Origin of the sequence: Pseudomonas donghuensis, from assembly GCF_000259195.1 — a bacterium.
Taxonomy (GTDB): Bacteria; Pseudomonadota; Gammaproteobacteria; order Pseudomonadales; family Pseudomonadaceae; genus Aquipseudomonas; species Aquipseudomonas donghuensis.
The window spans coordinates 32276-45110 of sequence record NZ_JH650765.1 but is presented as its reverse complement, the minus strand read 5'-3'; the positions used below and the strand labels follow the sequence as shown (position 1 = coordinate 45110).

General features: G+C 63.7%; 10 protein-coding genes and 2 pseudogenes. 7 read left to right on the top strand and 5 right to left on the bottom strand.

Going from position 1 to position 12835, the window contains the following annotated elements; genetic code table 11:
• The first annotated feature begins 5 nt into the window (after window positions 1–5).
• A complete protein-coding gene (locus tag UW3_RS0113675) occupies window positions 6–932 on the top strand; it encodes a DMT family transporter (RefSeq protein WP_010223060.1) in 927 nt (308 codons plus the stop codon).
• Here UW3_RS0113675 and UW3_RS0113670 read toward each other — a convergent pair.
• Window positions 883–2064 carry a YbfB/YjiJ family MFS transporter gene (locus UW3_RS0113670; RefSeq protein ID WP_010223059.1) on the bottom strand — a complete coding sequence of 394 codons (1182 nt, stop codon included), beginning with the start codon at window positions 2062–2064 and terminating at the stop codon, window positions 883–885. The genes UW3_RS0113675 and UW3_RS0113670 overlap by 50 nt on opposite strands.
• Before the next feature lie 106 nt (window positions 2065–2170).
• Here UW3_RS0113670 and ptrR point away from each other — a divergent pair, with 106 nt between their 5' ends.
• Both ptrR and UW3_RS30085 read left to right on the top strand, forming a co-directional pair.
• A complete protein-coding gene (gene ptrR / locus UW3_RS0113665) occupies window positions 2171–3064 on the top strand; it encodes a putrescine utilization regulator PtrR (protein WP_010223058.1) in 894 nt (297 codons plus the stop codon).
• A gap of 123 nt (window positions 3065–3187) precedes the next feature.
• On the top strand, window positions 3188–3313 hold the full coding sequence (locus tag UW3_RS30085) for a PA1414 family protein (RefSeq protein WP_010223057.1): 126 nt from the start codon (window positions 3188–3190) through the stop codon (window positions 3311–3313).
• A 54-nt stretch (window positions 3314–3367) separates the two neighbouring features.
• Here UW3_RS30085 and UW3_RS0113655 read toward each other — a convergent pair whose 3' ends face one another.
• Window positions 3368–4747, bottom strand: a complete 1380-nt coding sequence (locus UW3_RS0113655; RefSeq protein WP_010223056.1) for a sodium:solute symporter family protein — start codon at window positions 4745–4747, stop codon at window positions 3368–3370.
• 145 nt (window positions 4748–4892) lie between these two features.
• Window positions 4893–5843: an agmatinase gene (gene speB, locus UW3_RS0113650; protein ID WP_010223055.1), complete on the bottom strand. Its 951-nt coding sequence runs from the start codon at window positions 5841–5843 to the stop codon at window positions 4893–4895.
• A gap of 222 nt (window positions 5844–6065) precedes the next feature.
• On the opposite strand from speB, the gene UW3_RS0113645 reads away from it, so the two are divergent.
• The 4 genes and pseudogenes from UW3_RS0113645 to UW3_RS0113635 all read left to right on the top strand — a co-directional run bounded on the left by UW3_RS0113645 (window position 6066) and on the right by UW3_RS0113635 (window position 9339).
• The gene (locus tag UW3_RS0113645; protein WP_010223054.1) at window positions 6066–6959 is read left to right on the top strand and encodes a LysR family transcriptional regulator; all 894 of its coding nucleotides are present in this window, start codon (window positions 6066–6068) and stop codon (window positions 6957–6959) included.
• Between the two features lie 97 nt (window positions 6960–7056).
• Window positions 7057–7407, top strand: a pseudogene (locus UW3_RS30240) (PAS domain-containing protein); the annotation flags it as partial.
• A 279-nt stretch (window positions 7408–7686) separates the two neighbouring features.
• Window positions 7687–8661 (top strand): annotated as a pseudogene (locus UW3_RS30235) (methyl-accepting chemotaxis protein); the annotation flags it as partial.
• A gap of 78 nt (window positions 8662–8739) precedes the next feature.
• On the top strand, window positions 8740–9339 hold the full coding sequence (locus tag UW3_RS0113635; protein WP_010223052.1) for a tRNA-uridine aminocarboxypropyltransferase: 600 nt from the start codon (window positions 8740–8742) through the stop codon (window positions 9337–9339).
• A gap of 122 nt (window positions 9340–9461) precedes the next feature.
• Here the strand turns inward: UW3_RS0113635 and UW3_RS0113630 are convergent, their stop codons facing one another.
• Both UW3_RS0113630 and UW3_RS26970 read right to left on the bottom strand, forming a co-directional pair.
• The gene (locus UW3_RS0113630; protein ID WP_010223051.1) at window positions 9462–10817 is read right to left on the bottom strand and encodes an HlyD family type I secretion periplasmic adaptor subunit; all 1356 of its coding nucleotides are present in this window, start codon (window positions 10815–10817) and stop codon (window positions 9462–9464) included.
• A 12-nt stretch (window positions 10818–10829) separates the two neighbouring features.
• On the bottom strand, window positions 10830–12835 hold a 2006-nt coding region (locus UW3_RS26970), incomplete at its 5' end, for a type I secretion system permease/ATPase (protein ID WP_237716754.1).

Genomic DNA, 12835 nt, shown 5'->3' with positions numbered 1-12835 from the left:
GCCCGATGAGCGTCAGCCGCCGCAATACCGATGCCTTTGCCCTGCAAGTGATGCTGGTACTGTGCCTGATCTGGGGTATCCAGCAGGTCATGATCAAGTGGGCCGCGCCGGATATCGCCCCGGTCATGCAACAGGCCATGCGCTCGGGCATGGCGGCGGTGCTGGTCGGCCTGCTGATGTGCTTTCGCGGCGGCTGGGATCAGGTAGCCAGCACCTGGCGTGGTGGTCTGCTGGCCGGTGCGCTGTTCGGCCTGGAGTTTCTGTTCATCGCCGAAGGCCTGAAGCTGACCTCGGCGGCGCACATGTCGGTATTCCTTTACACCGCACCGGTGTTCACTGCCCTGGGCTTGCATTTCATGCTGCCGAGCGAGCGGCTGCGGCCCTTGCAGTGGCTGGGCATCCTGTTGGCGTTTGGCGGCATTGCCTTTGCTTTTGCAGGTGGTATCTCGTTGGCGCAGTTGGACGGGCGCATGTTGCTCGGTGATGCCTTCGGTGTGCTGGCGGGCCTGGCCTGGGGCGCAACCACCGTGGTGGTGCGTGCTTCGCGGTTGTCTGAAGCCCCGGCGACTCTGACGCTGTTCTATCAATTGGCGGTCGGTTTCGTCGGCTTGCTGCTGATAGCCGTCGCCAGTGGTCAGGTTACCCACGTGCAGTTCACCCCGCTATCGATCGGCAGCCTGCTGTTCCAGGGCCTGATCGTGTCGTTCTTCAGCTACCTGACCTGGTTCTGGCTGCTGCGCCGCTACCTGGCCTCGAACCTGGCGGTGTTCTCCTTTATTACCCCGTTGTTCGGGGTGACCTTCGGGGTGCTGCTGCTCGGCGAGCCGCTGAGCCTGAACTTCGTCCTCGGGGCGATCATGGTGCTGCTCGGGGTGACCCTGGTCAGCGCTGAGCAGTGGGTGCGCCGACGTCTGCGCAGCCTGCTCGGCTAGCCTGCGCGCGCAACAGCAGCATGCCTGCGAGTAACAGGCCGCTGGCCGCGATGACCAGCGCGGCTTGCAGGCTGCCGGCAAACTGATTGCTCAGCGCCGCCAGCAACGGCCCGCTGAGCTGGCCGAGGGCAAAGCAGGCGGTCAGCAACCCGGCATTGCGTTGGCTTGCCTGCGGCGCCAGCTCCCGCGAGCGTTGCATTACCAGTTGCATACAGGCCAGGAACGGGCCGCCACAGAGGACCACCCCGAGTGCCAGGCCCAGGCCGTTGCCCAGCAGACAAGCGAACACGCCGGCGGCCTGCAGCCACAGGGTTGCGATCAGCCAGTGTGAGGTACTGCCCATGCCCGGGCGGCGCAGGCTGACCAGCACCACGCCCAGCGCTGCCGCCAGGCCGAAGCCGGGCCAGAACAGATCAGCCAGCCAGTGCCCGTGAAAGCGCGCGCTGGCCATCTGCGACATGAAGGTCGCGGGGATGATGTAACCGATACCGTACAGCGCATACACCCCGCCCAAGCGGCCCATCCCTTGTGCGGCGGGCTGGGCGAGCGCCGGGCTGCCAGCAGGCATGTCTGGCTGCGGACGTGGCAGCGCTGGCAGCACGACCAGCAGCATCAGCAGCGCAACCGCCGCGTAGATCAGCCACAAAGGTGCCGAACCCAGGCCCTTGAGGTTGGCGACCAGCGCCAGCATGCCGGTAAGCAAAATTCCCACGCCAGGCCCGGCAAATACCAGGGCGCCCAGCCGTGGCCGGTTGCTGGCCGCCGCCACTTGCTGGCTGAGGCTGGTGAGCATGACCAGCACCCAGGCGCTGGCCACGCCGGTGCCAAAGCGCAGCAGCAGGTGGGCCCAGAAGCCGCTGGCCCAGAACGACGCCAGGGTCAGCACTACACACAGCCACAGCCCTGCGTGCAGGCGCGCGCTGACCTGGCCCGGGCGGCGGGCGAACATGGCGTCCAGCGCACCGAGGAAATACCCCAGGTAGTTGGCGGCGGCGATCAGGCCGGCGGCGGTCAGGCTGATCTGGCCTTCGCTGATCAGGTGCGGCAACTGCGGGGTCAGGGCGAAGCGGCCAATGCCCATGGCCATCATCAGGGCAACGGCACAGGCGAGAAGGCGGGCAAGTGGCGACATGGCGGCGATTCCTGCACAAGCGTGGATGACCGTCAGGCTAAAGCCGGTTGACTTTCAATAAAATTGAATAATGATGAGAAACTTATTCTGTTTTGGAGAATGGCTCATGGAGCTCAGCCAGTTGCGGATTTTTCAGGCGGTGGCCGAGGAGGGCTCGGTGACCCGCGCTGCCGAGCGCCTGCACCGGGTACCGTCGAACCTGTCGACCCGCCTGCGCCAGCTCGAAGAGCAACTGGGCGTCGAGCTGTTCCGCCGTGAACGCCAGCGTTTGCAGCTATCACCGGCGGGCAAGGTGCTGCTCGATTACGCTGGGCGCATGCTTGCCCTGCATGATGAAGCTTTTGCCGCCGTGCAGGGCGGGCAACCCGCCGGGGAGTTCGTCCTCGGCTCGATGTACAGCACTGCGGCGATTCACCTGCCGGAGCTGCTGGCCCGGTACCACAGCGCTTATCCGGCGGTGAACCTGCAGGTGCAGGCGGCGCCCAGCGGCGAGTTGCTCGAAGGCTTGCTCAGTGGCCGCCTGGACGCGGCATTGGTTGATGGACCGCTAGCCCTGGCCGGGCTCGATGGGGTACCGCTGTGCGATGAAACCCTGGTGCTGATCACCGAGCCCGGCCATGCGCCAGTGCGCAGTGCCCGCGATGTCGCCGGGCGGGCGGTGTTCACCTTTCGTCAGGGTTGTTCCTACCGGATGCGCCTGGAAGCCTGGTATGCCCATGATCATGCGGCCATGGGCCGGGCCATGGAGATCGAGTCATATCCAAGCATGCTCGCCTGCGTAATCGCCGGGGCAGGGGTGGCGCTGATGGCCCAGTCGATGCTCGACAGCCTGCCGGGCAGGGAGCGGGTGGCGGTGCATCGCCTGCAGGCGCCGTTCGGTCAGGCCACCACCTGGCTGATGTGGCGCAAGGGCATGCGCGGGGCGAACCTGAGTGCCTGGATCGATTTGCAACAAGGGGAAACAGTTGCACAGGCGCCGGGGCTGGCGGTCAGTGCTTGAGGGATATCAAACTTGGCTTTGGTCGTATGTTTTCAACATGCGCAATGTAAGACATCGGGCTATGATCTGTATGAAGCATCGCAGGATTTGTTCGCCGTGCAGGCTGACCCGTAAGGGGGAGTTATGAGAAACCATCTGTTCAACTGGCTCCACGACCTGGCCGCTGCCTTGGGCCTGATCCCGCCACCGCTACAGCCGGTGCCGATTCCAACCGACGAAGAACAGCGCAAGCGCCAGCCACGTCGCTAAAACACGTCGGCCGCCGCATCATTGCTGATGCGACGGCCGTGCTGCATCTGCAGGTCAGGCCAGGTTGACGGCGCCTACCGGGCGGCGCGACATCAGGCTGACGAGCACAAAACTCACCAGGCCGATCGCCAGGCTGTAGTAGATCGGCGTGTTGGCATCCATCCCGTCCTTGATCATGAACGCCAGAGCGGTGACGAAGCCCAGGCTCATACTGGTGATCGCCGCTGCGGTGGTGGCGCGTTTCCAGTAGATGGCACCGATCAGCGGAATCAGCATGCCGCCCACCAGCAGGTTATAAGCCAGGGTCAGCGCGCTGATGACATCGGTCACCACCAGGGCGATACCCAGCACGGCAATACCGGTCAGCAGGGTGAACAGGCGGTTGATGCCCAGGCTCGACTGCTTGCCGCCACGCAGTTTCGGCAGCAGGTCTTCGGTCAGTACCGTGGACGCTGCCAGCAGGCCGGCACTGGCGGTCGACATCATCGCCGCCAGCGCAGCAGCAATCACCAGGCCGCGGATGCCGTCAGGCAGGGCGGATTTGACGATTGCGGCAAAGGCGTTGTTGGCGTTGTCCAGATCCGGCAGGAGGATATGCGCCGCCATGCCGATCACTGCGCACACCAGGCCGTAGATCACGCAATAAACCCCAGCGGTGGTGCCAGCGTACTTGGCGACCTTCTCGTCACGGGCGGTGAACACCCGTTGCCAGATATCCTGGCCGATCAGGATGCCGAAGAAGTAGATCAGGAAGTAGGTGATGATGGTGTCCCAGCCGATGGTGGTCAGGCTGAAGTTGCTGGCGGGCAGCTTGGCCACCAGTTGATCCCAGCCACCGACCTTGTACAGGCAGATGGGCAGCAGGACGAACATCAGGCCGACGGTCTTGATCACGAACTGGACGATGTCGGTCAGGGTCAGCGACCACATGCCGCCGATGGTCGAGTACACCACTACCACGCCACCACCGAGCAGCACCGCGCCCCAGAACGGCAGGTCGAACAGCACTTGCAGGACGGTGCCGATGGCCAGGGTCGAGGTCACCGCGATCATTAGCGCGTAAGCGAGCATGATCACCGCGCTGGCCTGGCGGGCCATGGGGTTGTAGCGTTTTTCCAGCACCTGGGTGACGGTGAAGATCTTCAGGCGCAGCAGTGGTTTGGCCAGGAACAGGTTCAGGGCAATGATGCCCAGGCCCAGGGCGGCGCACAGCCAGAAGCCGGAAATCCCGTGTACATAGCCAAGGCGTACGGTACCGACGGTCGAAGCGCCGCCCAGGACCGTGGCGGCCATGGTGCCCATGTACAGGCTTGGGCCCAGGTTGCGCCCGGCCACCAGGTAATCTTCATGGGTTTTTGCCCGGCGCATGCCGAACCAGCCAAGCGCGAGCATGCCGGCCGCGTAGATCAGAACAACGAATATGTCCAAGGCCATGGGTGTCTCCAATTATCTTTATTATGGTGAGATCGACCCCGGCGCCAGGCAAGCCTGGCGCCGGGTCATTCGTCCACTCAGTGGGCCGTCGTTGCGGCCCGACTGTCATGGCTCCTGCCCTGTTGCAACTCCTGGTGTGCAACCGTTAGCGGCGAGCCACGCCCGGCAGTGCACAGAGCATTTCGTACAGCAGGTTGGCACCGAGCAACGAGGTGTTGCCGGTGGTGTCGTAAGGTGGCGAGACTTCCACCAGGTCGCAGCCGATCAGGTCCAGGCCCTGGCAACCGCGGATGATTTCCATCGCCTGGATCGTGGTCAGGCCGCCGATTTCCGGGGTGCCGGTACCGGGCGCCCAGGCCGGGTCGATACCGTCGATGTCAAAGCTCAGGTACACCGGGCCGCCGCCGACTTTCTCGCGCACTTCGGCCATCAACGGCGCCAGCGACTTGTGCCAGCACTCTTCGGCCTGAACCACACGAAAGCCCTGCTTGCGGCTCCAGTTGAAGTCTTCGGCGGTATAGCCCTGAGCGCGCAGGCCGATCTGCACCACACGGTCGCAGTCCAGCAGGCCTTCTTCGACGGCGCGGCGGAAAGTGGTGCCGTGGGCGATTTTCTCGCCGAACATGTGATCGTTGACGTCTGCGTGGGCATCGATGTGCACCAGCCCGACCTTGCCGTGCTTCTTGTGGATCGCCCGCAGGATTGGCAGGGTGATGGTGTGGTCACCGCCCATGGTCATGGGGATGACGTTGTGTTCGAGGATTTCGTCGTAGGCTTCTTCAATTATTCGCACAGCGTCGAGCAGGTTGAAGGTGTTGATCGCCACGTCACCGATATCGGCAACCGACAACGAATCGAAGGGCGCAGCGCCAGTGGCCATGTTGTACGGGCGGATCATCACCGATTCGGCGCGGATCTGCCGTGGGCCGAAGCGGGTGCCGGAGCGCAGCGAGGTGCCGATGTCCAGGGGGATGCCGATGAACGCGGCATCCAGGCCTTCGGCGCTTTGCAGGTGAGGGAGACGGAGCATGGTGGCGATGCCGCCGAAGCGCGGCATTTCGTTGCCGCCCAGTGGTTGGTGCAGAATCTTGTCCACGGTCGGGCCTCATCGATTCGATTGTTCTAGTTGTTGGAACCTGTCTGGCTGGCCCGGGGCAACCCCTGAAATGCCGGCAAGCAGGTGCATTGCGGCAGAGTCTGCAAAAGGTAGTGGATGAAAAGAATCGCTACAGGCAAATACTTAGTTCAGGTTTTTCTGAACTAATGCCAGTGTTGGGGTTAGAATCCGGCCATCTGTCACTCAGCGGACCGCGATCAGATGGCCTCTGCCTTGCCTGACCTGAAACTCCTGCGCATCTTTGTCAGCGTCGTGCGTCATCAGGGTTTCGCCAATGCCCAGCGCGAGCTGAACCTGTCGACCTCGGCGATCAGTACCTACATGAGCCAGCTGGAGGCGGCGCTGGGCATCGTCCTCTGCCATCGCGGCCGCGGTGGTTTCAGCCTGACCAGCAAGGGCGAACTGTTCCACCAGGAGACTTTGCGCCTGCTGGCGGAAATGGACGGCTTCGAGCAGTACGCGGCGGCGCTCAAGGGCGAATTGCGCGGCACCCTCAACCTGGGCGTGATCGACTCCACGGTGGGTGATCGGGCCTTGCCCCTGGCCGAAGCCATTGGCGCCTACAGCCAGGAACACCCGGCGGTGCACTTGCACCTCTCGGTATCGAGCCCCTACGAGCTGCAACTGGGGGTACAGGACAACCGCCTGGACCTGGCCATCGGCGCCTTTTCCACGCGCATGAGCGGCCTGGTGTATCAGCCGTTGTACCGTGAGCAGCACTGGCTGTATTGCAGCAACCGCCATCCGCTGTTCAACGAGCGGCGCATTCCCGAGCAGGTGATCACCCAGCAGCGCATGGTCGGTCGCGGCTACTGGAGCCAGGCAGAGCTTGCCCGCCACGGTTTCAAGCACAGCGCGGCGACCGTGGAAAGTATGGAGGCGCAGCTGATTCTGGTGTTGTCGGGCGCCTATATCGGCTACCTGCCGGAGCACTACGCCCAGGCCTGGGCCGATAAGGGCGATTTGCGGGTACTATCGCCGGCGACCTTCGGCTATCAGGCGCCGTTCTCCATGATCATTCGCCGTGGCCGCAGCCGCGAACCCTTGATTCAGACCTTCCGCGATCTGCTCAAGGCGCAACTCACGTCTGCCTGAACGAAACAGTCACTGAAAAATTTAGTCACTGCTGCAAAAAATCCTGAAAGTATCGGCCGCAACCCCGTAATTGCTCTGCTAAACCTGTATTGGCTTGATGAAATTTCCCATCATTTCCTTTGCAGGGATCGCCCAGATGCGCATGAATTTGCCCGTCACTGAGCATGAAAGAACCTTTCCGAGCGAACAACGGCTGATTTCCACCACCGACCTCAACAGCCGTATCACCTATTGCAACGATGCCTTTGTCGCCATCAGCGGTTTTACCTACGAGGAATTGCTCGGTCAGCCACACAATCTGGTGCGTCATCCGGACATGCCACCTGCAGTGTTCGGCCACATGTGGGACACCATCAAACAGGGCAAACCCTGGATGGGGGTGGTGAAAAATCGCTCGAAGAATGGCGATTTTTATTGGGTCAGTGCCTACGTCACGGCGATTTACGAGAACGGCCGGATCAGCGGCTACGAGTCGGTGCGTTCGGTACCGAGCCGCGAGCAGATCCGCCGCGCGACAAGTCTGTATGCGCGGTTGCGCCAGGGGCGAAGCCCGGTACCGCTGGCGGCGCGACTTGGCGCTAGCCTGGAACATGGCTGGCCACTGGTGGCGGCGGGTGTGCTTTCGGCGATCAGCTACCTGTGGCTACCGCAGTACGCTGCGCTGGGCGTATTGATGGCCAGTTTGCTCAGCGCCTGGTACCTGATCGAGGCACGCCAGAACCGGGTGATCCGCCGTACCCTGGGCGAGCACCCGAAAGCCTTCACCAGCCCTCTGGTGGCCCTGACCTATAGCGACAGCAGCGGCCTGCAGGGCCAGTTGGACCTGGCAATCCTCAGTGAAGAAGCGCGCTTGCAAACGGCACTGACCCGGCTGGTGGATGCTGGCGTGGGGGTGAAGGCGCGTGCCGCGCAGTCGTCCGATTTGTCTGGCGCCCAGGCGCAGATGCTCGACCGCCAGCGCAGCGAAACCGACCAGTCGGCCACGGCCATCGCGCAAATGGCGGCGACCATCCAGGAAGTGACCCACAATGTGCAGAACACCGCCACCGCCGCTTCTGACGCCGACCACCTGGCTCAGCAGGGTAGTGACCTGGCGCAGCAGAGCCTGCGCGCCATGGGCAGCATGGCCGAGGCGGTCAGCGACATCGGTCAGGCGGTCAATGCCCTGGCCGACCAGACCCAGTCGATCGGCAGCGTGGTCGATGTCATCACCTCGATTGCCGAGCAGACCAACCTGCTGGCGCTCAATGCCGCCATTGAAGCGGCGCGGGCCGGCGAGCAGGGCAGGGGCTTCGCCGTGGTCGCTGACGAAGTGCGTTCGTTGGCTCAGCGTACCCGCACCTCGACCGAGGAGATCCACCAGATCATCGCCTCGTTGCGCGCCGGCGCCGAGCGGGCGGTCTCCAGTGCCAGCAAAGGCGAGCAGATTTCTCGCGACAGTGTGCACAGCGTCGAGGCGGTGCAGTCGGCGCTGGTGGGCATCACCCAGGCGGTCAGCCGCATCACCGGTATGAGTCAGCAGATGGCCACCGCCTCGGAACAGCAGAGCCATGTCGCCGAGGACATCAACCAACAGATCACCCGCATCGCCCAGCTCTGCGATCACAGCGCCGGGCAGGCCAAGCAGGGCGCCGAAATCAGCCAGGACCTCGAACGCATGGCCGATTACCTGTACAGCCTGGCTGAACGTTTCAACCGCTGACGCTTTGCGTCTCTCCCACAGGGAAGTGGGCTTTTTTCGGGGCTGCTGTGGCACACTTTGCCCGCTCAGGAGAACCCGATGTCCAGAATCCACTGCGAGCGCTGTTTGCGCCCACAAGCTCATTGTCTTTGTCCGTTGATCCCGTCCCTGGGCAGCCGCACCCGCGTGCTGTTGCTGCAGCATCCCAGTGAAGTGCGCCATGCCCTCAATACCGCCAAGCTGGCGGCGCTTGGCTTGCGTAATGCGCAGTTGCGGGTGGGGGAAGTGTTCGAGGACCTGCCTGAGCTGCTTGAGGCGCCGGGGTATCGCAGTGCGTTGTTGTTTCCGGGGGATGAGGCGTTGCCGCTGGAGGCTTATGCCGACGGCCAGGATGATCGCCCGTGGCAGTTGGTGGTGCCGGATGGCACCTGGCGCAAGGCGAGCAAGTTGCTGCATTTGAATCCGTTGCTGGGCGGATTGCCGCGGGTGACCCTGGCGCAAGTGCTGCCGTCGCGTTATCGCCTGCGCAAGGCACCGCAGCCGGGCGCGTTGTCGACCCTGGAGGCGGTGGTACAGGCATTGAACGTGTTGGAGGCGCCGCAGGGTTTCGATGCGTTGTTAAAGCCGTTCGAGGCGCTGATCGAGGGGCAGATCGCGGCGATGGGGCGCGAGACGTACGAGCGTAATCATTTGCGCTGACCTGTTGCGAGTGCTTCGCGCTCGATCGCTGGCAAGGCCAGCTCCCACAAGACCGGTAGACACACTCACTGTGGGAGCCGGCCTTGCCGGCGATGAGCTGCACTCAGCAGTTCCCGAACGCCTCAGCGTTCGCGCATCGCCTCGGTCTGTGCCTTGAGCACCGGCTTGAGCAGGTAGTCGAGCACGCTCTTGTGCCCGGTGATGATGTCCACCGTGGCCGTCATGCCCGGGATGATCAGCAGCGGTTTGTTGTCACCGCCCAGATGGTTGCGGTCAGTACGTACCTGGATCAGGTAAAAGGCATTGCCCTTGTCATCGGTGACGGTATCGGCGCTGATCAGCTCGAGCTTGGCCTTGAGGCCGCCATAAATGGTGTAGTCATAGGCGCTGAACTTGACCATCGCCGATTGCCCGGGGTGCAGGAAGGCAACATCTTGTGGGCGTACCTTGGCCTCGATCAGCAGGTTGTCTTCCAGCGGCACGATTTCCAGCAGGTCGCTGCCGGGCTGGACCACGCCGCCGATGGTGTTGACCTTGAGCAGCTTGATGATCCCGTGTACTGGCGAAACCACCGTGGTGCGGGTCACCCGGTCGTCGATGGCGATGCTCGAGGCAGTGATCTTCGACAGGTCGGTGCGTTTTTCGTTGAGCTCCTTGGCGGCCTCCGAGCGAAACCCGGCTTCAGACTCTTCGATCTTGCTCTTGATTTCGGCCACTGCCGCTTCGGCGCGGGGGATCGCCAGGCTGGTGGCGTTGAGCGAGCCGCGGGCTTCCACAGTACTGCGCTTGAGGCGCAGGATCTCTACCGGCGAGATTGCCCCGGTGCCGACCAGGGGCGTGGACATGTTCAGCTCTTGCTGCAGCAGCGCCAGGGCCGAGCGGTACTGCTCGACCTTGGAGCGGAACTCGGCCAGTTCCTGGGTTTTCTGCCGCAGTTGTTCGTTGAGGGTCTGCTTCTCGCTGTTCAGGCGGCGCTGGCGCGACTGATACAACGCCAGCTCGTCTTCCGCCACCTGTGGTGCCTTGCTGCGTACCTCTTCGGAGAGCTGGAACGGCCGGCCTTCGGCTTCGGCCGAGAGGCGCTCGACCTGGGCGGTGAGGGCAAAGCGGTCGGCCTCGCTCTCGCCCTTGTTGGACAAAAAGCGCGTGTCGTCCAGGCGCAGCAGGGTATCGCCCTTGTTCACCATCTGCCCTTCGCGCACGAAGATTTCGGTGACGATGCCGCCTTCAAGGTTCTGGATCACCTGGACCTTGCTCGACGGAATGGCTTTGCCTTCGCCCATGGTCACTTCATCGAGCACGGCAAACTTGGCCCAGAGCAGCGCTACCAGCAACAACGCTGCGGCCAGCCATACGGTGATGCGTGACAGGCGCGGCGAATCCTGCAGCGTGGCGCCCGCCACGTCGGGCATGAACTCGCGTTCGGCGGTCTTGCCGAAACTCTGGAAGTAACTGCGCAGGCCTTGGCTTACGGACATGGATGGACCCCCCTAGAGTGCCGCGCCAACGCGGCCTTTGCGCAGTGCATCGATGACCGCGTCCTTCGGCCCGTCGGCAACGATCTTGCCGTTGTCCAGCACCAGCAGGCGGTCGACCAGGCTGAGCAGCGAGGTGCGGTGGGTGACCAGCAGCAAGGTCTTGCCCTGCACCCAGCCATGCAGGCGCTGGCGCAGTTGGTCTTCGCTGCTGTTGTCCATGTGGCTGGTGGGTTCGTCGAGGATCATGATCGGCGGTTCGAGCAGCATCGCCCGGGCCAGCAGCACGGCCTGGCGCTGGCCACCGGAGAGCAGTTGACCGCGCTCGCCCACCGGGCGGTCGAAGCCTTGCGGGTGCTGGCGGGCCAGTTCGCTGACGCCGGTCAGTTCGGCGACTTCGAGCATGCGCGCATCGCTGACATAGCGGGCGCCGAGGGTCAGGTTGTCGCGCAGGCTGCCGGCCAGCAGCGGCAGGTCATGGGCGACATAGCCCAGTTGGTGACGCAGGTCGGCGATGTCCAGCTGGCGCAGGTCGATGTTGTCGAGCAGGATTTGCCCTTCATCCGGGGCATAGAAGCCCATCAGCAGGCGTGCCAGGGTACTTTTGCCGGAGCCGCTGCGGCCGATGATGCCGATGCGCTCGCCCGGCTTGACGCTGAAGTTGATGTCGTTGAGGGCGGCGGCGTTTTGCCCGTGGTAGCGAAAGTTCACGTGGTTGACGTCGAGGGCGCCGTGCAGGTGGGTGCGTTCCAGCGGCTGCTGGCCGGCCTGGCGTTCCTGGGGCAAGGCCATCAGCGCATCGGTGCTGCGCATGGTCAGTTGTGCCTGCTGGTAGCGGGTGATCAGCCCGGCGATCTGCCCCAGCGGTGCCAGTACCCGGCTGCCGAGCATGTAGCTGGCAACCAGGGCACCGACGCTGAGGTTGCCGGCAATGATGCTGTAAACCCCGGCAACGATGGTGGCCATGCCGCAAAACTGTTGGATGAACAGGGTGCCGTTGGTGGCGATGGCCGACAGGTTGCGGGCGTGGGCGTCGAGGCGGGTGAGGGCGCCATGGGTGCTTTCCCACTGGTATTGGCGCTCGCTTTCGGCGCTGCAGGCCTTGAGGGTTTCCAGGCCGCCGAGGGTTTCGATCAGCAGCGCCTGGCGCACGGCACCCAGGGCCAGGCTTTTTTGCACGGTATCGCGCAGGCGCACCTGAATGAACAAGGCGAAGAGGATGGTCAGCGGGAAGGCGATCAGCGGGATGACCACCAGCCAGCCGCCGAGCAGGCCGATCACCGCCAGCATCAGCACCACGAAGGGCAGGTCGATGACGCTGGTCAGGGTTACGGCGGTGAGAAATTCACGCAAGCCCTGGAAGTCGTGAATGCTCTGGGCAAAACCGCCAACGGTCGCGGGGCGGGCTTTCATCGACATGCCGGTGATGCGTTCGAACAGGGTGGCAGAGAGAATCAGGTCGGTCTTTTTCCCGGCCTGGTCGAGCAAGTGGGCGCGGACCACGCGCAGGGTCAATTCGAACAGGGTGCCGATGAGCAGGCCGGCAGTGAGCACCCAGAGGGTCGAAGTGGCCTGGTTGGGCACCACCCGATCGTAGGTCTGCATGACGAACAAGGGCACCATCAGCCCCAACAGGTTGATCAGCAAGCTGGCGAGTATGGCGTCGCTGTAGAGCCAGCGGGACAGCTTCAGGGTGTCGCGGAACCAGGCGTTGACCCGCGGCATCAACGGCGCACGCAGGTCTTCGAGTTCGTGGCGGGGGCGGGCGAACAGCGCTTCCCCAGCGTAGGCTTCAAGCAGTTCCTGGCGGCTGACCCACTGCTCGCCACCTTCGGCTTCACACGGCAGGATCAACGCCCGGCCGTCATCGCCCCAGCGGCGCAGCACTGCGCAGCGACCGTCCTTGAGCAGTAACAGCACAGGCAGGTTGAGCGCCGAGATCGCCCCCAGCTCACGGCGCAGGACACGTGCCTGCAGCCCGGCCCGTGCCGCTGCCCGGGGCAGCAGCTCAAGGCTCAGGC